This is a genomic window from Thauera sp. (assembly GCF_035444905.1).
GTDB lineage: Bacteria > Pseudomonadota > Gammaproteobacteria > Burkholderiales > Rhodocyclaceae > Thauera.
The window spans coordinates 1-21,119 of record NZ_DAOMPS010000054.1 but is presented as its reverse complement, the minus strand read 5'-3'; the positions used below and the strand labels follow the sequence as shown (position 1 = coordinate 21,119).

The window sequence follows — 21,119 nt, the reverse complement described above, 5'->3', positions numbered from 1 at the left end:
TTCCTGTGGGTAGTTTCGATTTCCTCTAGGTATTGGGAGTATAACATGGAACAGTATCGGCTGTCAATAGGCAGTATGCAATACCCACAGGTAATTACCTGGAGGTTACAATGTTGACAGTGGATGGGATTGAATTTTCAGACTGGCTGAACGACCAAATGAATGCGCGCGGCTGGCGTGCGGTGGACTTGGCGAATGCCGCTAATCTTCCGAGCGCAACTGTCGTGCGTATTCTCAATGGGGATCGTAACGCGGGGCCGGATGCGGCCGTCAAAATCGCCAAGGCCCTCAGCCTCTCGCCGGAACACGTCTTTCGACAGGCAGGGTTATTGCCGCCGGAGACGAATGGAATGGAGCCTGTCGACCCTACTTTTCAGGAAATTCTCAGTATCATGAAGAATATGCCGCCGGCGGAACGCCAAGAGGTTCTGGAGTACGCTTTGTTTCGCTTTCGGCGGTTGGATAAAAAACCGTAATTTAAATACAAACGACACCATGAAATGGACTAAAAAGGATGTAGTCGGCTACCTCATTGGTGTGCCTCTGCTAATCGTCGTTTCAGTCGGCATTGCGAGGTCTTTCAACGGCGGCTCGCAGTCCGGGACACAAAGGGCATCGACAACCGAGGGCACAATCCTGCTCAGTGAAAGCGGTTCGGGAACGGGTGTTTTTTCGCTGGATGTCCCTGAATATTGTTTTGCTCAACGCCTGGATTACGTTGCCAATCGCCGAGAGGCGGGGCAGCCGGCGACGATCAAATTCGTCGTTATGGACGGTGCCGACGAAGTGCGCGTAACCGGCCCTGCCGATATTTTGGCCGATGACACGCGGGGGGTGGGGTTATGGTCGCTGGAAGATGATCGCCGTTATACGCTAACGGTATACGGCGATCATACAGAGTGGGTCTTTCTGCTTAAATGCGACTGACGTCGCCCGCCAAAATCCCCTCAGAGGCCTCTATTTGCCTCTGAGAGCGGATTTTAACGGGAAACCGTGGGGATTTGTTATTGTTCGCCGTAATAGGCTAATTGCACAAGCGTAATTAGCTTTTGTTGCCTTGATTTAAAGACATATTTACGCAAGGTTCTATGAGCTTCAGTAGGAATACCGGCAATATTCAGTATTTTTATCCACTGAATCCAGGAGCGGCGTTGCGAATATTCCAGGTGGCCTTCATCGCTGTCATAACATTCAGCACACAGGAATAGAGACGGCGAAAGTACCAGATATTCGTAAGGTAAGAGACATTCTGTACAAAGAGAACGTGTTACCTTTCTATTTTTGGCCCTCGCTATCAGGATGTAACTTTGTTTTTCATCTATGTTGCTAAATACCTTATCGCCGGCAAGAAGATTGCACAACGAACAAGATAGCACCAGGTTTTCAAGCTCGTTGCTACCCCCATACGACACGGGAATGATGTGATCTATACATGTGGCAAACTCATTACAGTAATAGCATGTTTGGCCGTAGGCCGTTACGAGAGTGGGCCAATGTTTACGATACGAGGCTGTCCGCAACCCAGAGGAGAACAAAATTGACACATTTACCTCCATTACTTTGTAGCAAGTCATGGAACCAATGTGTACAATGGTTCTGTGACTGCCTAAATCAGTCGCCAAACCCCAGGGACGTTCACGCGTTCGCTGGGGTATCGTTCTATACAAGTATAGCACAAACGGTCTAGTTAGACATTATAGCCGACCTTGGAGCAGATCGTTTTTACCGGGCTTTATTGCGCCCCAGCAGGGCATTTAGGCCAGGCCGCGCTTCGGGTCGCAGGTGAAGGGCCAGCCACACCACGGCGGCCGTGGCCCGCGCGCTGCGGGCGAGGAGAAAAACCAGACGCGACTTCACCCCGGTAGTTTAGCCGAGGTTTGCACCGGTGAGGTGTGAATGAAACGTGAATATTTAGAACGGGTGTGCTGAATTGTGTTGGAGAGCGTCGATTTTGCCCGAATTTGTCCAAACCTGGGGCCGAAATCCAAACCTGATCCAAACCTGCAAATTGAGGTTTGGATCAATTTTGAACCGTTTTCACCCCTATATATAGACTTTATGACCCCTTTTGAGTCATAAAGTCTATATATAGATATAGTGATCCAAACCTGCCAAACCTAATAGTAAAACTAAAAGAGTATAAAAATAACAGCTTATATAGAAAATGGTTTGGCAGGTTTGGCAGGTTTGGATCAGATGCCTGATGGAGGCCTTAAAAAATGGCATTTCTTAAGGTTGAACGATGTTAAAAGATAGATTTTCTTAAGGTTAGGCTACCTTAAAAAATGACTAATTTTAAGATTGGAGGCCGCTTCCGACCGGTTTTTTGCCCTAACCGGATGAGTGGCCCGCCCGTTATCGTCGGCGAATGCGACCGGCCGTCAGTCTTGCGCAACCGGCTACCCGTCCGGCCTGAATCGCCGATTGACGGGAGCGGATGGGAGTCGAACCCACAGCCGCCTACTATGCGTAGCCGGCCACTTATTTTGAAGACAAGCCTGACGGACGCACGCAAACGCCGACGCTATCGGCCGTTAATCTACGTAAAAACCGCAGATTGGCGGCCGGCTCAGTGGAGGCTGTCATGCGAATGTCGGATGCGATTAGTGGCTTTTTGTTGTTCAAGTTGGCCGAGGGGTTGCGCCCGGCGACGCTCTCGCTCTATCGGCACCACCTGAATCAGTTCGCCGCCTGGGCCGATGACCCGCCGATCGAGGGGGTGAAGCCGGGCGATCTGACGGCGTTTCTCGCCTGGCTGCGCGAGGATTACCGGCCCGTCCGCACAAACGGCGATACCGGCCCGCTGTCGTCCCAGAGTGTCTATAACGCCTGGACGGCTCTCAAATCGTTTTGGCGATGGGCGGCGCTCGCGGTGGATATGCCCGATCCGATGGCCGGCAGGGTGCCGCGTCCGAAAGTCCAGAATGTCGAGCAGGTGCCCTTTTCGGCCGATGAGGTCAGGCGCCTCCTTGACGCGGCTCAGGCTCGACGGCGCGGCCGGGCCACGTCGAATGCGTATTTCATCCACGAGCTGCGCGACCGGGCAATCCTCCTCATGCTGCTCGATACGGGCATCCGGGCCGGGGAATTGGTGGCCCTGACCGTCGGTAACGCGCACCTGCCCAGCGGTCGAATCGAGATACTCGACGGCAAGGGCGGCAAGAGTCGCGTCGTGTGGCTCGGCGACCATTCGCGGCCTGCGCTGTGGCGTTACCTTCAGGAACGGCCGAACGTTGACCCCGGCGCGCCGCTGTTCCTGTCCGGTGACGGCCCGATGACCCGTTCGTGGTTGCGCAAACGGCTGGTCATCCTCGGCGAACGGGCGGATGTGCCGGGCGTCTATCCCCATAAATTCAGACACACGTTCGCCGTGCAATACCTGCGCAACGGCGGCGACGTCTTTACTCTTCAGGCGCTGCTCGGCCATTCGTCGCTGGCGATGGTGCAGCATTACCTGCGCCTCGCTCAGGCCGATGTGGAGCACGCCCACCGCCGGGCGTCGCCGGTGGATAACTGGCTGAAGTAGGCCACTCATCTTTACAACAGTAGAACAGGTATGCTAAAATACAGAGAGAACGTTTCAAGATGAAACATATTGTTAAGCAATGAGTATGCAATGCCATTTCAAAAAGGACAGTCAGGAAACCCAAAAGGGAGGGTTCCAAAGGAACGGGCATTAACGTCGATCCTTGAGGCCGAACTCAATAAAACTCTCGATGTGGGCGACGGTGTACGTGTCGCTCGAAAGCGGTTTATCGCTCAGATGATGACGCAAATTGCCACCGAAGGACGGGTTACGCTACCCAACGGCCGCGAGTTGTTTGTCTCAGATTTAGAAGAGCTATCCGGTATCCTCAAGTGGATTTACCGGCACGTTGACGGCGAGAAGAAACAAATCGACGTAACTTCCGGCGGCGAGAAGCTCGGCGTTATCGGCATTCAGGTGGTCGCGCCGGATGACACACCCGCAGAATGACGGTTTTTACGAACTGACGGCCGCCGGACTGCTTCGCTATCATTTCCACCCCGGCCAGTGGCAGGCGTGGAACTCCACGGCGCGGCAGGTATGCGTCCTGGCCGGCACACAGGGCGGCAAAACCTCATTTGGCCCGCCGTGGCTGCACCGGGAAATCCAGACGGCCGGGCCGGGCGATTACCTGGTCGTCACGCCGTCGTTCCCCTTGCTCGACAAAAAAGCTTTACCCGAATTTCGTAAATTGTTCGAGGAGTATCTCGCGCTCGGCCGTTACGTCGGCAGTCCGTCGCGTCGATTTGAGATTAGCGAGGTTGGCCAGCGGCGATTGTGGGGCGATAGCGGCCGGGCGTACAGGACGACGGTCTGGTTTGGTTATGCTACCGACCCCGATAGTCTGGAGGCGGCGACGGCGAAGGGCGCGTGGCTGGACGAGGCAGGGCAACCGTCGTTTAAGGCCGAGTCGTTCGAGGCCATCATGCGGCGGCTCGCGATTCATCGCGGCCGGGTGCTGCTCACGACCACGCCATACTATTGGGGCTGGCTGAAGGCGCAGTTTTGGGACACGCCGGGCGACGACGTGGATTTGATTCGTTTCGAGTCGATTATGAATCCGGCGTTTCCGCGCGAGGAGTGGGAGCGGGCGCGGCGTGCTCTTCCGCCGTGGCGGTTCGACATGTTTAACCGGGCGCGGTTCACGCGCCCGGCGGGGTTGATCTACGCCGCGTTCGATGTGGAGAGGCACACGTGCCGGCCGTTTCCTGTCCCTGCCGACTGGCCGCGCTACGTCGGTCTGGATTTCGGCGGGGTCAACACGGCGGCCGTCTTTCTGGCCGAATCGCCCGACGGGGTGTTGTACCTGTACCGGGAATATCACGCGGGGGAAGCGACGGCCGCGGGGCACGCGGCGGCGCTGCTGGAAGGGGAGCCGGGCGAGGCCGAGGCTTTCGGCGGCGCGCCGGGCGAGCAGCAGTGGCGTGACGAGTTTCGGGCGGCGGGGTTGCACGTTCGGCGGCCGGTTGTGTCGGACGTGGAGGTCGGCATCAACCGGGTCTACTCCCTGTTCGCGGCCGACCGGCTGCGCGTCTTCGACAGTTGCGACGGCGTGCTGGACGAACTCGCCAATTACAGTCGCGTGACGGATGAATCCGGCAATCCGCTGGAGGCCATCGCCGACAAATCGAGGTACCACCGGCTCGACGCGCTGCGCTACGTCGGCTCGTACCTGATTGACGAGGGCACGACGGAATCCGACTGGGTGGCCGCGCCAGATCCGCTGGAGGGGTTGTCGTTTTGACATACCGGGATGTGCGCGGCCCTGACGGTCGTATGTTGTTTCGATTCGACCCTGACCGCGATCTGATCGAGATTCGGGACCGGGGGCAGATGTATACCATCGACCTGTCGCAGTATCGGCCGCAGGCGGCGGTGATTGAAGGTGACCTGCGGCCACTTGACACAGAACAACCGTTCGCCTTATAATTGCGGCAACTGAATATTTTACTGAGTGCCTTGAGCGCCTTACCCGTCTGTGAGCGTCACGAACGCCGCGGGGTAGGGCGCTTTTTTCGTTGTACTGGTATGAACTTCTGGCAGCGTATTGGTAATTGGGTTGTGGGCCTCGGCGGGCGCGAGTTGGCGGCCGTCGAGGCCGTGCCTGTTGGGAAGGCCGACGACGGTCTCACGTCGTGGTCTGACGGCTCGATGGGGGCCAATGACCGCGATTATGCGACCATGCAGAGCCAGTACAGCGAGGGGCTGACCGCGTGGCGCACGAACCCGCAGGCGCGGCGGATCATCGAGATTACGACCGACCATGTGTTGGGCGACGGGTTTACGCCTGAGGCGCCGGGGCAGATGGGGCGGTTTCTGGGGCAGTTTTGGCAGCACCGGCAGAACCGCATGGCGTTGCGTCTGCCGGCCATTGTGGATGAAATTGGTCGCGCGGGTGACGTGTTCCTGGTGTTGTTCCGCAATCCGGGCGACGGCATGAGCTACGTCCGGCCTGTTCCCAAGTCGCAGATCATCAAAATTGAGACGGCCGAGAACGATTGGGAAACCGAGATCGCCTATCACGAGCGGCGCGGCCCCGGCGAGGAGCCGCGGGTATGGCTGTCGCCGTCGCACCCGGACGCGGCCGCGGCTGATGCGGTGATGGTGCATTACGCCATTAACCGGCCGGTTGGGGCGTTGTGGGGTGACGGCGATTTGGCGACGATTACGCCGTGGCTGTTGCGCTACTCCAAAATGGTTGAGGATCGCGTGCGACTCAATTGGGCGGCGCGAATGTTTCATTGGTTTGTGAAGGTTCCTCGATCGGCCGTTGCCGCCACACAGAAGAAGTATCAAAAAAACCTTCCCCAGCCCGGCGCGATTATTGTTCACGATGACCAAGAGGAATGGGACATGAAGACACCCAACCTCTCGATTACGCCGGCTCAAAACGACCTACAGGCGGTCAGAATGATGATCGCCGTGGGGGCGGGGCAGCCGCCGCATTGGCTGGGCGATTCGATGGACGTGAATCTGGCGACGGCGACGGCGATGGAGCGGGCGGCTATCCGGCACCTGAAGCGACGGCAGATGGAAATCGCCGATATGGTCATCGACCTGTGTTATGTGGCTTACACCCGCGCCCACGGGCTGGGAATGGCGCGGCGCGCGCCGGACAGGGGCGCGATTACTATCGCATTGCCCGACCTGAGCCGCGACGACAATCTGATGCTGGCGCAGGCGGGTGGCGAGATGGCGAGTGCGTTCGCCGGCCTGTCGGCCGCGTTGGGGACGGGCAGCCGGACGCTCAGGGAGCGAACGTTACGGATGTTCTCGCAGTTCATCGCCGAGCCGATGGACGCGCGCGAGATTCAGTCGATTCTGGACGAACTGGAAGCGGCGCGGCCGGTGGTTGCGCCCACGCCGGTTGAGGGTGAAGACGACACCGACGGCGACGATGAGCTTAGCGCCATCGGCCGCATATGGAGAAACGGTAATGGCCGGTAATACGGTTGAGATCGCGCGCGGGCCGGACGGCGACGAGGTGGTGGTCAACGGCGTGTTGATTCCCGGCGCGTCGCTGATGTTCCAGGACGCGCGGCGGGTCGTCGTGAGCATACCGACGGCCGAGGTGAGGACGACTATCCAGTCGCAACCGCGGCGGATCGCGCTGGGAGAGGATGAGGTATGACCGTTATGGATTTTCGCGCCGACGACGCGCCTGTCAGCGGTGTTTCGTCCGCCTTGCATCGATTCAACAGCTACGCCGCGCCCGGTCGGGTTGACCGGGCGCGGCATATCCTCTATGGCGTGAGCGCCATGCAGGCGGTTGAGGCTATTGGGCATCGGCTGATGATCGACCACAGGACGCTGGAACAGTTTACCGAGCTGGCCAACGCGGCCAAGAGCGGGCTGAAATCCCGCTTTACTCACCCTGGCCTGTCGGCCGACGGGCTGGGCAAACATTTGGGGCGGATGCGCAATTTTCGCATCGAGGGCGACCGGGTGCTGGGCGACCTGTATTTGAGCGAGACGGCGGCGCGGTCGCCGAGCGGCGATTTGCGGGCCTACGTTGAATCGCTGGCTGCCGAAGACCCGGAGGCGTTCGGCATGTCGGTGGTCGTGGACGGCTACGGCGCGTGGCAGTTGGCCAACGGCATGGAGCAGGACGACGACGGCAGCGGCAAACCGGCCGACGCGGTGGGGAAATACCCGGTCTTGCGTGTGGTTGGGGCCTATGCGGTGGACGCCGTTGACGAGCCGGCGGCCAACCGGGATGGGCTGTTCAGCGCGTTTCGCGGGACGACCAGCGAACTGGCGGCGGCCGTGTATCGGCTGTTGGATGGCTTCAATGGCGGCGATCTCACCGAGTTTGTGGGGCCGCTGTTTGAAACCGGCGAGATACCGGATGAATTTCGGCAGCTTGCCGACGAGTATGACATCGACGCGGGCAAGGCGCGGGTTTTCGCCGCGCATTATCTGGAGCACCGACGGCGGCATAACGCCCCGACGCGGCTCACATTGGCGGCCGAAGCCGCACTTATCCCTATGGAGAAAAAGCACATGGACGAGAGAGAGGTTCCCATGAGCGCGGCTCCGGCTACACCGACCGTCGCTCCCCAGGCCAATGTATGGCTCGACGCGCTTCAGGCGTCGTCTGCAAAGGCAATGATTCAGGCCAGCGGGCTGCCGGCCGCGATTCAGACGCGGCTTGAGCGCGGGCGGTATGACAGTCCGGCGGCCGTTGAGACGGCCATTGCCGAGGCTCGTACCGAGTTGGCCGCGCTGCAGGAATTGCAGACGGTACAGATGGGGAACCGGCCGCCGCGCGGGCAGTTCCACGTCGGCGACGCGATGGACGACGCTCGCGGCATGGTCGAATATTTCTTTGGTGTTGACGGCGCGGCTGTGCCGCCGTCGAACATGCGTCATTTTTCCGACCTGTACGTCGCCCTGACCGGTGACGAGGAGTTCCGCGGCGTTTATGACGGGACGCGCGTCATGTTCTCGGCGGCGAATACGGCGACGCTGTCGAACCTGGCGGCCGATGCCATGAACAAGGTGGTCGTCAGCAAGATGGCGCTGCTGAATCGCTGGTACGAGCAGATCGTCAACGTTGTGCCCAACAACGGCACGCTGCATGACATCAATCTGATTACCGTCGGCGGAATCGGCACGCTGCCGACTGTGGCCGAGGGTGCGGCCTACACGGAACTGCCGGTGGATGACGCCAATGAGACGGCGCAGTTCATCAAAAAGGGCGGCTACGTGGGGATCACCCGCGAGGCCATCAAGAACAGCGACATTCTGCAATTGCAGGCTATCCCGCGCGCGCTGGCCTCGGCCGCTATTCGCACCCGGTCGCGGGCCATCGCCAACCTGTTCACGATGAACGCCGGGACGGGGCCGACGCTGGCTCAGGACGGCAAGGCGCTGTTCCATGACGATCATGGCAACGTGAATACGACGGCATTCGGTACGGATGCGACGGCATGGCGGGCGGCGCGTCTGGCGACGTACAAGCAGACGGAATTGGGAAGCGGTGCCTACATGGGTGTCTACCCGCGCTACCTGCTGATTCCGGCCGACCTGTATGATACTGTGCTTACCATTTTTGGCTATGGCGCGGGCCAGCCGACGACCTACACGCCTGAGGCGCAGGATCGCGGCATTTACGACCCGCGGCCGGTTCCTATCGTTGTGCCGGACTGGACGGACGCGACGGACTGGGCCTATATCGTCGACCCGGCGTTGTTCCCGGTCATCCACATGAGCTACTCGCAGACCCCCGGCGGCGGGCGTCATCCGGCGCCTGAGTTGTTCTCGGTTACGTCCGAGACGAGCGGGCTGATGTTCACCAACGACGTGCTGCCGATTAAGGTGCGCGATGAGTTTGCGGTGGGCGTGAGCGGCTATCAGGGCGTCGGCAAGCGCAACGTCAGCGGTTAATCAAGCTGAATTAGACGGAGTGGGGGAAGGCTCCCACTCCGATGGAGAAACGAACATGTTGGGTAATCATCTGCTTCTACCAATCAGTTTTTTGGATGCCGCATTGACGGCCAACCAAACCTATCGGCTGCGTCTGCCGTTCGGCGTGACGCTTGAGGGCGTTAATGCCGCCTGCGCCGCTTCGACCAGTTTCATTCTGGACATCGGCACGGCGGCCGACGCCGACGCGTATTTGAAGACCAAGACTGTCACCGGCGCGGCATCTACGACCACGATGTTCGGTCGGGCTGATTTCGTCGGCGGCGAATATCCGCACATCCCGGCCGGCACGGAGATTCTCGTCACCATCGATTACGACGGCGGCGATGGGACTGACGCGGCCGACGTGTCGCTGACGCTGATCCTGGCCGAGGGGTAGGGATATGAAATACACGAAGGCGCAGGTGGCGCGCCATCTGGGTGTTGATACCGGCAGCCTGATGGAGGTTGCTGAGCGCGGTGATCAGGTTGTAGTCATCCTGACCGATTACCGCAAATACGTCATCCCGGCGGTCGATCTGCCGGTTGAGGCCGCGGTCGAACCAACGACCGCGCCTAAAAAGAGTGTGACCCGGAAGTGACAGACCTGCGGGACGGCTGTTAGAAGCCGTCCCGCGTATTTGACTGTTATGGCTACCTTCTCCGCATCCACCGCCGCGTCCACCGACGACGGACAAGAAGCAGCCGGAACCGTCTCTCTCGGCGGTTCCAATATCAACGCCAACAGCGCGGCCCAATACATCGGACTGCGCTTCCTCAACGTCACCATCCCCAAGGGCGCCACCATCAGCGCGGCCAGCCTCGACCTCTACTTCGTCTCAACTGCCTTCGATGACCCCGACGTAACTATCTACGCCGAAGCCACAGACGACGCCGCCACATTCACCACCACCACCAACGACATGAGCGGCCGAACTTCAACCGCCGCCACCGTCAACTGGAATGCATCCAGCCTCGGAACCGGCGTCAAAACATCGCCATCCATCGTCAGCATCATACAGGAAATTGTCAACCGCGCCGGTTGGGTGTCCGGAAACGACATCGTCATCCTGCTCAAGGGCAACGGCTCATCATCCTACATCCGCGTCCGTGCCTACGACGACGGCGGCGGCTCCTACCCCACGCTCAACATCACCTACACCGCGTCATCGCCGGTGACGGTGACGCTCAGCACTCTGAGCCGTACGCTGTCGGCGATTACGTTGGCCGTGGCCCCCGGCGCGGTGGTCATCGGGGCGAATACCCTGAGTCGTGCGTTGTCGGCGGTAAGCCTGACGGTTACGCCGGGCGGGGTTGTCATTAGTGCGAGCACCATCAGCAGAACGCTGTCGGCCGTGCCGTTGGGGGTGGCGCCGGGCGGGGTGACGTTGACGTTCGACACGCTTTCGCTGTTGGCCGAGGCGCTGGATATTGCCGTCGGGCAGAGCGTGGCCCTGAGCGTGCTCAACGGGGCGGCGACGGTTCCGAGCCTGAACGTCGTACCCGGCGCGGCGGCGGTGCTGCTGGCGTCGCTGGGTCATATCCTGAGCGCTGATAGTCTGACGGTTGTGCCGGGGCCGGTTGTGATTGACGCGGCGACGTTGGCGGCCGTTCTGGAGGCCGTCACTCTGGGTATTTCGAGCATCGGCGGCGATGTGACGATTCTGTTGCAAACAATCGCGGCGGGGCTACTGCCGGTTGAAATCGGCGTGATACCGGGGGATATGGTGATTCCGCTCCAGACATTCGAGCCGACCCTGAATATCGAGCGGTTGCTTGTCTTCATGATGCTGGGATGTGTCATGCTGGGCGACCGGGCCAATTATGGCGCGGCGGTCGGCGATTTCCGGCGTTATCTGGTCGCGGTCGATGACCGTGGGGGCTGCGATGAATAGCTACGATTTGGGCGATCAGGTGCGATTGTCGGCGGCGTTTACCGATGCCGACGGCGCGCCGGTCGATCCGACGGTCGTCACGGTCAAGTATTCCGATCCGACCGGCGATGTGACGGATCTGACCTATGGCGTTGATGTGGCCGTCACGCAGGAAGCGGGCGGGTCGTACTACGTCGATTTCGTGCCCGACCGGGCTGGCCAATGGCGTTATCGGTGGGAATCCAGCGGCGCGGTTACGGCCGCGGCCGAGGGGTCGTTTCTGGTAAAGAGGAGCTCATTTTGAACGCATTACAGGCGTATATCGGGCTGCAACTGGTATCCGAGTACATTGCGGCGTATGACGACGCCGAGGTGAAAGGACATTTTAACGAGCTGGTGCTGCGTCTTCAGGCGCTGGAAAACGAGGCGCAGCGACAGGCAACAACGACGATTGACGAAAGCGGGAATATCACCATCGGCCTGAATTCCATAGGCGTTCAGGGCGTGGCGGTACCGGCTGAATAACGAGGTGAAATTATGGCTCAAGGCGATGGGGCGCTCTACAACGAATTCAAAGAGGAATTGTTCCTCGGCAATATCAACCTGTACGGGCACACGCTCAAAATGATTTTGGTGACCGGCTACACGCCGAACATCGATTCGCACAACGGCTATTCCGATGTGTCGGCTAGCGAGGAGTCGGGCACGGGTTATACGTCGGGCGGGTCGACCCTGGGCAACAAGGGGGTCACGAAGGACACAACCAATGACCGGGCGAAATTTGACGCCGACGATGTGACCTGGACGGGCCTTAATGTCGGCACGCCGTCGCACGCCATTCTCTACGACGATTCGCACGCCTCGAAGTGTCTGGTGGCCTATTGGGAGGTGACGACGCCGACCAATGGCGGAAACTACACGCTCCAGTTCGGGGCGAATGGGATCATCCTGCTGACATGAGTTTTCTATTCGATTTGTCCAACGCCGATTACGGCGTCCATCGGCGGTCTCTGCTGCGTCTGCTCATCGGCGACACGGTGGAGGGCGACGGGCCGCGGCCGAATCGGGCGAATTTTCAGGATGAGGAACTCGACGCATTTGCGCTGCTGGAGGTTGACAATCTGGAGCGCACGGCGGCGCGGGCGATTGAGGCGCTGGCCGCGCAGTGGGCGCGGTATGCCGGCAGCTACCGGCTGGGGCCTGAATCCGAGGAGATGCGGCAATCGGCGGCGTTTGCCGACCGCGCCAAGGACATGCGCGCGATTCACGGGTTCACGACTGTTGACGACGGCGACGGCACGGCCGACAGCGGTATTGTCGATTGGTCAGGTGTTTACAGGGATTGGGTAGGCAGATTCTAGAGGTGTAATTATGGCGAGAGTTCCAATCACAGCTACGGCGGTGCCGGATACCGGGCTGAACATCACCGACGCGAGTTTTGCGACGTTGGGGGTCGGGGCGAATAACGGCGTGTCGTTCCCCTATGATAGCAACAATCGCATCATCCTAAAAAACGACACGGGTGGTGCGGCTACATTTACGGTGAAGGTGCCGACACCGACGATCTACTCCAATGTCGGCGTGACCGTGCCGGACATGACCGTTTCCGTGGCTAACGGCAAGACGTATGAGTTTAAGGCGGTTAGCCTGAACGTCGGGCGGCAGTCGGACGGTTCGATTTATATCGACTGCAACGTTGGCGGCAAGGTGCTGGTTACGAACTGATGGCACTGGTATCGGCCGCTCGTTCATTGCGTCTGTCGCAGACCTGCGATGTGAAGCGCGTGCCGTCGGGCAGTAATCCGGCGGCGCGCGAGACGATGGTCGCCGGGCTGCGGTGCAGCGCGGTCTACCCGGCGTCGCAGGAGCAGGCCGAGCGGGCGGGCATGGCGTTGGCGGTACGTCTGATGGTTGTCTATACGGCCGATGAGACGTTTTTTCCGGATTGGCGGCTCGTCACCGGCGGTGTGGATTACCGGATTCGAGCGGTGAGCCGCTGGCCACGCGGCGACGCGCAATTTGTCGAGCTGCTGATAGAGGAAGAATAACGATGCTGGATTGCAGCTGGGAACCGGGCACGATTGGCGAATTTGAACGGCTGAGCCGTTTGGCGCAGTCCAATCGTGGATTTCTCCAGGAGATTGCCGACACGTCGGCCGCCGGGTTGCTGGGTCGTGTAGTGGCCGCGGGCACGCTTCAGCTGCGCGATTTGGCGGCGGGCGCCGCGCCGGTTGATACGGGTACTCTCAGGAGCGCCCACCGGGGCGAGCTTGAGCCGTTTGGCGAGGGCGTGCAGGGTACGGTGTTTATCGACCCTGATGCGCGAAACCCGGTCAATCGCGGCCAACCGGCCATCTATGGCGAGGTTTGGGCCGACCGGTTCGGCAACTGGTTCGAGAACGTGATGAACATGCATGCCGATTCGATTTTGGACGGCATGGAGCAAACTATTATGAACAGGATGGATGACCTATGGCTTTAGGATTGAGCGGGCCGTCGCTGCCGGAAAATACGGTCAACGATTGTCTAACGCAACTGACGGCGTTGGTCGGCGGGGTGGCCGGGCTTGACGTGGCCTATGGCTACCGGACACAGCGCACGGAGTTGCGGACGCAGGCCGTCATCACATCGATTTCGACCGTGCCGGGCGATACGCCTGACGGGCTGAATATGGCCTATGACTACCTGATCGACATTCAGGTGCGTATCGATGGCGACTATCAGGCGGCCGAGCAGGATTTGAATGCCGTCTGTGATGGCATATGGCGCGCTATTTGGGGACCGAACGGTTCCAGTTGGTCGAACTGCTATCCGTTTGCGGCCGACCAGAAGCCGCCTTCATCTCAGGAGCTTGTCAACTGGCGACGTGGCCTGTTGTACGTGCGAATCATTCCGTATTAGAGAGGTAAATCATGAGTATTTCACAGACCAATATTCCCAAGGCAACGCAGGTCACGATCACCGTGGACGGCACTGCATTTCAGGATCAGACGACGGCGATCAATCCGTCGGGCGGTGAATTCGGCGTAAATACGCTCACCGCCATTAACGGCGATACGTTCACGCAGACCGGCGACAAATCGGCGCGCAGCTTCGAGTTCACCTCGATCTACACCGACGGTGAGGCGAGCGACCTGTGGCCGGTGCTGGACGGCAAGCACGGCGACGACGTGGTGATCGTCTACAAACCGAAGGGGGCGGGGTCGGGCACGACCTTTACGTTGACCGGGCTGCTCTATCGGCTGGACATTCCGGCCGTGTCGTCGGATGCGAATTCGATGAGCTACACGTGGGCAGTGTCGGGTAACGTCGTCGTCAGCTAATCGGAGGTTTTTATGACCGAAGAATATTTGTCTCTCGACGGTGTGGGGGAATCGCCCCTGCCGGATTACCCCGGCCGGATCGTGTTCCCCCACATCATGACGCTGCCGATGCACAAACGGTGGCAGGCGTTCGTCAACAACCGGCCGACGGCCGACGCCGACAGCCCGCGGGTGGGCATCGTGTTCACCGGCGTGGCGGCCGATGCGGCGAGCCGGATCGCGTTCTCGTATGAGGATGTGGAATTGGCGCTGCTGTTCGGCAAGCTGGATGTGACCGGGCCGGACGGCAAGAAGCTGACCGTGAAAACGTCCGACGACCTGCCGCTGCCGGTGGCGGCGTGGATAGCACGCTGCTACAGGGAGTGGGAGAACGCTCAGTTGTTTTTTCGATGGAATGTCGGTGCGGATATGGCTGCACCGGACAGCGCCGCATGACGTACCCGCGCCCTGGGCGTTGGAACTGGCCGAGCGGTGCCGCCGCTACCATGTCCTGCCCGGCGCGGGGGGAGCATACGACCAGGACGAGGTGCTCATGGCGGCCATCGAGCAGGCTATCGGCGTGAGCGAACTGTTTGAGGCCGACGGCAAGACGCTGTTGTCAAACGAGAAACTGCTGGAGATGCATACCAGGTTATCGGCCAAGGCCGGGGCCTTTGTCGAATTGGTAAATAAACGAGAGCATGACAACACGCAACCTTGAGCTAAACCTGCGGGCACGGGCCGACACCCGCGACATCGAGCGGCTGGGGCGGGAAACCGACCAACTGTCGGCGGCGTTGCGGCGGTCGGCGACCGCGTTTGAGGAGGCCAATAACGACGCGCGCAAGCTGGCGCAGACGTACGGCCAGCTATCGCAGGAAGAGCGCGAGCAGATTCAGGGCGCGTCGAAGGTGGCCGCGGCGGTCAGCAAGGCGGCCGAGGCCCGCGAGCGGGCGGCGGCGGCGGCGGCTAACGCGGCGACGGCCGAGAGCCGGGCGCTGGCCTCTCAGCAACAGGTGGAGCAGGCGGCCCTGCGCACGGCGGCGGCCGAGGAAACGCTCGCCTCTAGACGAGCGAACACCGAGGCGAGCGTCTCACGCGCGGCGCAGGCCGAGGAGAAGCTGGCGCAGGAGCGGCAGCGCACGTTCCAGTCGACGGCCAAGAGCGAAAAAGTCGAACTGGATGTTGCCCGCGCCCGCGAGCAGTTGCGCGTGGCGACGGTTCGGGCCGAGCAGGCCGAGCGACGCATGGCCGAGACGCGCAAATCGTCGGGGCTGGCGACCGACATCGTGCGCAAGCAGGTGCAGGCGCTGGTCACGGGCGGCGCGCTGTTGACGGCCGGGCGGCAACTGTTGCAGTTCGGTCGGGATTCAGTTATGGCCGCGTCGGACGCCGAGGAGGCTTCGGCCAAGTTCGAGCAGGTTTTCGGCACATTGGCGGGCGGTGTGCGCGATGATTTGCAGGGGATGGCCGATTCCAACCGGCGCTTTATCGGCGATCTGACCGGTTTTGCCTCGACGTTGCAAAACACGTTCGTGCCGCTCGGATTTGCCAGAGAGGAAGCGGCGGGGCTGTCGAAGACGATCACGCAGCTGGCTATCGATCTGGCCGCGTTCAACAATTCCAGCGACGCCGAGGCGGTTGAAAAACTGACCTCGGCGATTGTCGGCAATCACGAGGCGGTGCGCAGCTACGGTATCGTGATTACCGAAACCGTGCTTAAGCAGGAACTGGCGCGGATGGGCGCGCAGGAACTGACCGGGGCGCAACTGGAGGTTGCCAAGGCGCAGGCGCGGTTGAACGTCATCATGCGGTCGACGGCCGACGCACAGGGCGCGGCCGTGCGTGAGGCGGGCAGCTATTCAAATACGTTGAAGGCGTGGGACGCGTCTATTCAGAGTTTGAAGGTGAGTTTGGGAACCGGGCTGCTGCCGCTCATGACGGAGTTGACCGACGCAGCGATCCGTGCCGTTGATGTGTTGAGCGCCGGGGATGCTTTTAAAGCTCCGGTTGAGGCGTCGGTCGCGGCGGCCACGTCGATCGAGGAGGTTGTCGATGCCGCACGTGAAGCGGAGCGGCAACTGGACAATCTGGATTTCTGGAGCTTCCTGAAGATCAATTCCACCTCGTTCGTCGGCCTCGACCTGGCCGAGAAGCAGATTACGCGTATCGGTGAATTGTCGAGCGATGTAGGGGAATTCCAACGGACGATCCTGAGCGAGTTCAGCCGCATGGAAATATCCACGCTGGCCGACAGTCTGGGGGTCGATCAGAACTGGAACCTGGACGAAACGACGGCGGCTATCTATCGTCGGATTAAGGCGATAGAGGCCATGGGGCAGGCTCAGAGCGAGGCGGCTGAAATGGAGGCTGCCTGGCTGCGGGCGCAGGAGAGGGCCGCCGCGGCCAGTCTGGCCATGCAGACGGAGGATATTGTCCCGGCCTGGATGGATGAATCCAAAACGCGGGGCGCGATGGACGCCATGGCGGCGTGGGCGTCCGAGTTGGGTGAGTTTGCCTATGCCTCGCAGGTGGCCGCGGCCGCGCAGAAGGAATTTAACATCGCGTTTGGCGAATCGTTTAACGCGGCGCCGGTCGATGATCTGATCGCCGCGCAGCAGGATTTACAGGCGGCTACCGGCGAATGGCGGACGGCCACTATCGACAATTCCGGCGACATCGCCGCGATTCAGCGGCAGCTTGCGGCGGATTTGACCGCCGCCCAAAAGAGCGAACTCCAGAAGCAGCTTAAAGACCTCGACAGTTTCAGTGACGAATATTTGGAGATTGTCGGGCGGCTGGAAGGCGATTTGTCCGACAAGCAACGGGCTGACCTGTCGCAGCAGTTGGCGGCGCTGGAGGAGCGGCAGGGGCAGACGACCCGCAACTACACCGGCGACGCCGAGGCGGCTGAGGACGCGCGGGATGCCATCATTGCCGCAAACAAGGCGATTCAGGATTCCTATTACGAGCGGGCCTATAACTCGATTGCCGCCCGGCTGATTGAGGAGGGCAATTTCGAGCAACTGGCCGGTATTGCCGTCTCGCTGGGCATTATGACGCAGGCCGAGGCCGATCTTCGTACGCAGTATGCCGAGACAGTGGGGGCGCTGGATACCCTGACCCAGAGCACGGCGTTTTATGGGCTGACAGCCGGGCAGCAGGCGGGGGCGATCAAGTCGTTGGCCTCCGGCATCTATGAGACGGCGGCCGCGGCGCTACAGGCGCAGCAGAATCTCCAGAGCACGCAGGACTTCTTCAGCCAGGCGCCGGATTCGTCGCAGGTCGGTGACTACTACCGGGGGCTGGCCCAGGAGTCGGGGGCCGACAAGGGCATCACAACGACCGTCGGGGTGGTGATTGACCCGGCGTCCAAAATTGAATTTCGCGGCTATCGCGGCGAATTGGAGGATTACGACGCGGCCATTTACAAGACGACTGTTGAATCCGATAGTACGGAGGCCGAACAGGATTTCGAGGATATGAAAACCGTCCTCAAGGAGTTGACCGACAGCACCTGGGTGATCAATGTGCGCTATGCGACGACGGGCGCGGCGCCGACCGCGGGGGACAGTCCGCTTCCTCCGGACGCGCCACAGCCCAGAAGCCGCGACCGCGGGCGTAACGCGTCCGGAGCCTATGTTGATTTGGTCGTCAATAATTACGGCGGCGGCGATGTGGGCGGGTCGGTCAAGGCCGGGGTGCTGGCCGCATTCAGGAGTTTATAGTGACTGTATCTTATTTGCCCTACGGCTACATTGACCAATTCGACGGCCTGAATCTGCGTACGTCGCTGGTGAAGCCGCTGCTGTGCCGGCTCAAATCACCGCGCACGGCGCGGATTCTGACGCTGGCCAACGGCCGGGCGGTCAACGCAGCGAGCACGACGGTTAAGCCAATATTTCCAATCGATCAGGAACTGGAGTTGCTGATTCACGGCACAGGGCCGGGCGACGGGGGCATGATCGATTCTTTGCTCTCCGACATCATGAGCAAGAGCGGAGTGCAGGGAGCGTTGCGCGTGCGCGTACCCAGCGGCGCGCGTACCTGGTCGGCTCAGGCCATTTTCGATTATGGCGAAATCGTTGATGACGGCCAGATGGATGACAGTGAGGTAGTCAACTGGGCGATCGTTCGATTGTATTTCAAGCAGCTGGAGTTGTTCCATGACTGATTGGGGCCGGGCACAACTGCGGGTCTACGATGGTCTCGGCCGACAGATTTACTATACCGAGGACATCATTGAGGCGCAGGGCAATCGGGCGTGGCATGAGATCGGTCGCGGCGCGTCGGTGACGGTGCCATTCATCGGCACGAATGCCGATTTCATCTTCGACCGCGACCGTCGCGTGACCGTCACGGTCATCAATACCCGCGCGATGACGGGGCACATCATTGCCGATTTCATCATTGAAGCAACATCGATTGAAGAGCATTCGTTTCAGGATGGCGGCTCAGGCACGGTAATTAAAGCTAGTGGTCGGGATGCGATTAAGGAACTCAGCGATATACCGGTCGGGTTGCGGCATATCTCCAAATACCGCGCCGGTGGCACACCGACGGCCGTCGACAAGACGACATTGCAAATGAATGCGACCGATACCGCCGCCTACGCCAATACGTCGTTGATTGGCTGGACGGTGGAATTGGCCGACGGCAATTGGTCGGAGATCACGGCGCATACGGCCGGGGGGCTGCTGACCATTGACCCAGCGTGGCAAGTGAATGTCGATGACGAGGCGGCCGCCGCGCCCCCTGTGCAGAAGTTCTCCCTGTATGGGGCGGCGTTCACCGAGACGAGCGGCGCCAATACCGACGTGAAGCTGGCCATGAGCCGTGTTATGGGTACTAAAAACGGCTGGGGTCTGTACGGCAGCTATGATTCGACGACCAACGGCTCGTTTGTCGCGCCGGGGCAGGAAGCCAGCATATTAAAGGCACTCCAGTTGATTGCGGTGCAAAGCGGTGAATATTTCGTTCGGTCGTTCGAGGGTTTCCGCCGCCTTCAATGGCGGCGTGAGGTTCCGGCGCTTACCCATCCCCAGTACGGCTATCCACTGAATCTCGTGGTCAACGACAACTACGATGCATTCCGTGAGGCTGTCATCCTGCCCGGCGCGAGATTGAGCTATGACGCCAACGAGCGGGTTACGCGGGTTAAGCCAACCGGCTCCGGCAGCGGCGACAAGGCGCTGACGTTAAAGGATTTGCCGGCCGGCTTTCCGGTGGCCGCCGGGTATTCGATTGACGGCGCGTATCTGGTTTATACCGCCGGGGAAGTCGGCGGGTATGCGGCGCGCGATCTGCGCCTTGACGGGATTGGCCCGGCGTCGGACAGCGCCGCGTCGCGCCAACTGGCGGCCAAGGCGCTGTATAACGCCGCGCTCCTGTGGTTGAGGGAGCACAATGACGAACGGCTGAATCTGGAATGCGAGGTGCTGTCGGCCATTCCTATTGAGCCGGTGACGTATGTCTACGTAACCAATCCGGATTACGCACTGGACAATACGCTCATGTACGTCCTGGACGTGACGGCGACGTACCGTGACGGCATGTTGCTCTACAGGCTGCAACTGTCGGATAAGAAGGCTCCGTTCCTGACGGACGAACGGCTGCTGGCCGAGGCCATCCGAAAAACCGACAGACAACTGTTCTATACCAACGCCCCGGCGCGTAACAGCCGGTCGCTGGACAGGAGCAAGGGCGGCAGCGGCGGCGGTGCCGCCCACGAAGCGGTGACATCCGGCAATGCGGCTATCAACGTGGCGACGGGGCAGGTCGTCTCTCTCCAGCTGGCCGGGCCGTCGGGACTGGAGGTCGCCGGTACCGGATTGCGGCTGGCCGATACCGTGGCCGGTGACGGGTTGGGGATTAGCAACAAGGTGCTGAGCCTGAACATCGGGGCAACCAGCGGGCTGCTGATTTCAGGCGACAGCCTGAGCATGGGCACGCCGGGCACGCTGTCGGCCGCGTCAACCAACCTGCTACAGTCAGGCAGCCATACCCACGCCGTCACCGCGACCGACAACGCCAAGGCGACGGTCGGCACGCTGCTGAAAGGGACGGCGGCGGGCGATTTGACATTGCGCAACCTGACGGCCGACAAGGCGATTACGCCACGCATTGAATCGACCGGGTCGATTACACTCGACCCGGCTACGAGCCTGATTTTTGCCGCCGGTAATTTGTCGTTCGTCGGGGCGCGACAGATCGTGACCGATTCGGGCAGCCTGACGCTGGCCCCGGCGCAGTCGCTCATCATCGACCCGCCGGACAACGTGATGCAGATTAACAGCGCGGTAACGCTCAAGACCGCGCATTGGGCCAGCGGGTTTCTGGGCACGGGCTGGGGCCTGACCTACGACGGTGTATTCGACGCGCGCATGATAACGGCCGACGAGCTGCATGTGGCCGCGTTCATCGCCGACACGGCGCGGGTGAAGGTCGGGTCGGAATACATCACGCCGTCGATGGGGCTGCTCTCGCGCAACTTCACCATCCCAGCCGTTA

The 21,119-nt window shown here is 60.6% G+C and carries 26 protein-coding genes; 25 read left to right on the top strand and 1 reads right to left on the bottom strand.

Annotation, left to right across the window (positions count from 1 at the left end; all coding sequences use genetic code 11):
- Window positions 1-110 precede the first annotated feature (110 nt).
- Together PLC66_RS18480 and PLC66_RS18475 are read left to right on the top strand one after the other, a co-directional pair.
- Window positions 111-476, top strand: a complete 366-nt coding sequence (locus PLC66_RS18480) for a helix-turn-helix domain-containing protein (RefSeq protein ID WP_324543224.1) — start codon at window positions 111-113, stop codon at window positions 474-476.
- A 19-nt stretch (window positions 477-495) separates the two neighbouring features.
- Complete coding sequence (locus tag PLC66_RS18475) at window positions 496-927, top strand: hypothetical protein (protein WP_324543222.1); 432 nt, start codon at window positions 496-498, stop codon at window positions 925-927.
- A 77-nt stretch (window positions 928-1,004) separates the two neighbouring features.
- On the opposite strand, the gene PLC66_RS22950 is transcribed toward PLC66_RS18475, so the two are convergent.
- Window positions 1,005-1,556, bottom strand: a complete 552-nt coding sequence (locus PLC66_RS22950; protein ID WP_503012238.1) for an HNH endonuclease — start codon at window positions 1,554-1,556, stop codon at window positions 1,005-1,007.
- 1,028 nt (window positions 1,557-2,584) lie between these two features.
- Here PLC66_RS22950 and PLC66_RS18470 point away from each other — a divergent pair.
- From PLC66_RS18470 to PLC66_RS18360, 23 genes are all read left to right on the top strand, one after another.
- Window positions 2,585-3,526 (top strand): tyrosine-type recombinase/integrase, encoded by a 942-nt coding sequence (locus tag PLC66_RS18470; RefSeq protein WP_324543220.1) that lies wholly within the window; start codon window positions 2,585-2,587, stop codon window positions 3,524-3,526.
- Window positions 3,527-3,616: 90 nt separating this feature from the next.
- On the top strand, window positions 3,617-3,976 hold the full coding sequence (locus tag PLC66_RS18465; RefSeq protein ID WP_324543218.1) for a DUF5681 domain-containing protein: 360 nt from the start codon (window positions 3,617-3,619) through the stop codon (window positions 3,974-3,976).
- Window positions 3,957-5,270, top strand: coding sequence for a terminase large subunit domain-containing protein (locus PLC66_RS18460; protein WP_324543216.1), 1,314 nt, complete (start codon window positions 3,957-3,959; stop codon window positions 5,268-5,270). Before PLC66_RS18465 ends, PLC66_RS18460 begins: the two co-directional genes overlap by 20 nt.
- 284 nt (window positions 5,271-5,554) lie before the next feature.
- Window positions 5,555-6,973 (top strand): hypothetical protein, encoded by a 1,419-nt coding sequence (locus PLC66_RS18455; protein WP_324543214.1) that lies wholly within the window; start codon window positions 5,555-5,557, stop codon window positions 6,971-6,973.
- Window positions 6,963-7,157 carry a hypothetical protein gene (locus PLC66_RS18450; protein ID WP_324543213.1) on the top strand — a complete coding sequence of 65 codons (195 nt, stop codon included), beginning with the start codon at window positions 6,963-6,965 and terminating at the stop codon, window positions 7,155-7,157. The genes PLC66_RS18455 and PLC66_RS18450 overlap by 11 nt, the downstream gene beginning before the upstream one ends.
- On the top strand, window positions 7,154-9,415 hold the full coding sequence (locus PLC66_RS18445) for a phage major capsid protein (protein ID WP_324543211.1): 2,262 nt from the start codon (window positions 7,154-7,156) through the stop codon (window positions 9,413-9,415). The genes PLC66_RS18450 and PLC66_RS18445 overlap by 4 nt, the downstream gene beginning before the upstream one ends.
- 55 nt (window positions 9,416-9,470) lie before the next feature.
- Window positions 9,471-9,833 (top strand): hypothetical protein, encoded by a 363-nt coding sequence (locus tag PLC66_RS18440; RefSeq protein ID WP_324543209.1) that lies wholly within the window; start codon window positions 9,471-9,473, stop codon window positions 9,831-9,833.
- Window positions 9,834-9,837: 4 nt separating this feature from the next.
- Entirely contained in the window at window positions 9,838-10,035 is a 198-nt protein-coding gene (locus PLC66_RS18435) for a hypothetical protein (protein ID WP_324543207.1), read from the top strand.
- A 48-nt stretch (window positions 10,036-10,083) separates the two neighbouring features.
- Entirely contained in the window at window positions 10,084-11,328 is a 1,245-nt protein-coding gene (locus PLC66_RS18430) for a hypothetical protein (protein ID WP_324543206.1), read from the top strand.
- Window positions 11,321-11,611 (top strand): hypothetical protein, encoded by a 291-nt coding sequence (locus PLC66_RS18425; RefSeq protein ID WP_324543204.1) that lies wholly within the window; start codon window positions 11,321-11,323, stop codon window positions 11,609-11,611. Before PLC66_RS18430 ends, PLC66_RS18425 begins: the two co-directional genes overlap by 8 nt.
- Window positions 11,608-11,832 (top strand): hypothetical protein, encoded by a 225-nt coding sequence (locus PLC66_RS18420; protein WP_324543203.1) that lies wholly within the window; start codon window positions 11,608-11,610, stop codon window positions 11,830-11,832. The genes PLC66_RS18425 and PLC66_RS18420 overlap by 4 nt, the downstream gene beginning before the upstream one ends.
- 12 nt (window positions 11,833-11,844) lie before the next feature.
- Window positions 11,845-12,267 (top strand): hypothetical protein, encoded by a 423-nt coding sequence (locus tag PLC66_RS18415; RefSeq protein ID WP_324543201.1) that lies wholly within the window; start codon window positions 11,845-11,847, stop codon window positions 12,265-12,267.
- Complete coding sequence (locus tag PLC66_RS18410) at window positions 12,264-12,668, top strand: hypothetical protein (protein ID WP_324543200.1); 405 nt, start codon at window positions 12,264-12,266, stop codon at window positions 12,666-12,668. The genes PLC66_RS18415 and PLC66_RS18410 overlap by 4 nt, the downstream gene beginning before the upstream one ends.
- 10 nt (window positions 12,669-12,678) lie before the next feature.
- Window positions 12,679-13,032, top strand: coding sequence for a hypothetical protein (locus tag PLC66_RS18405; RefSeq protein ID WP_324543199.1), 354 nt, complete (start codon window positions 12,679-12,681; stop codon window positions 13,030-13,032).
- The gene (locus tag PLC66_RS18400; protein WP_324543197.1) at window positions 13,032-13,355 is read left to right on the top strand and encodes a head-tail adaptor protein; all 324 of its coding nucleotides are present in this window, start codon (window positions 13,032-13,034) and stop codon (window positions 13,353-13,355) included. Before PLC66_RS18405 ends, PLC66_RS18400 begins: the two co-directional genes overlap by 1 nt.
- A 2-nt stretch (window positions 13,356-13,357) precedes the next feature.
- Entirely contained in the window at window positions 13,358-13,789 is a 432-nt protein-coding gene (locus tag PLC66_RS18395; protein WP_324543195.1) for a hypothetical protein, read from the top strand.
- The gene (locus PLC66_RS18390; protein ID WP_324543193.1) at window positions 13,780-14,208 is read left to right on the top strand and encodes a hypothetical protein; all 429 of its coding nucleotides are present in this window, start codon (window positions 13,780-13,782) and stop codon (window positions 14,206-14,208) included. Before PLC66_RS18395 ends, PLC66_RS18390 begins: the two co-directional genes overlap by 10 nt.
- An 11-nt stretch (window positions 14,209-14,219) precedes the next feature.
- Window positions 14,220-14,630, top strand: a complete 411-nt coding sequence (locus tag PLC66_RS18385; protein WP_324543191.1) for a hypothetical protein — start codon at window positions 14,220-14,222, stop codon at window positions 14,628-14,630.
- A gap of 12 nt (window positions 14,631-14,642) precedes the next feature.
- On the top strand, window positions 14,643-15,065 hold the full coding sequence (locus tag PLC66_RS18380; RefSeq protein WP_324543189.1) for a hypothetical protein: 423 nt from the start codon (window positions 14,643-14,645) through the stop codon (window positions 15,063-15,065).
- A gap of 19 nt (window positions 15,066-15,084) precedes the next feature.
- Window positions 15,085-15,330, top strand: coding sequence for a hypothetical protein (locus PLC66_RS18375; RefSeq protein ID WP_324543187.1), 246 nt, complete (start codon window positions 15,085-15,087; stop codon window positions 15,328-15,330).
- Window positions 15,311-18,337 carry a coiled-coil domain-containing protein gene (locus tag PLC66_RS18370; protein ID WP_324543185.1) on the top strand — a complete coding sequence of 1,009 codons (3,027 nt, stop codon included), beginning with the start codon at window positions 15,311-15,313 and terminating at the stop codon, window positions 18,335-18,337. Before PLC66_RS18375 ends, PLC66_RS18370 begins: the two co-directional genes overlap by 20 nt.
- On the top strand, window positions 18,337-18,783 hold the full coding sequence (locus PLC66_RS18365; RefSeq protein WP_324543183.1) for a hypothetical protein: 447 nt from the start codon (window positions 18,337-18,339) through the stop codon (window positions 18,781-18,783). Before PLC66_RS18370 ends, PLC66_RS18365 begins: the two co-directional genes overlap by 1 nt.
- Window positions 18,776-21,119 (top strand): hypothetical protein (locus tag PLC66_RS18360; protein ID WP_324543181.1); only part of this gene is annotated, 2,344 nt, incomplete at its 3' end. The genes PLC66_RS18365 and PLC66_RS18360, both read left to right, overlap by 8 nt.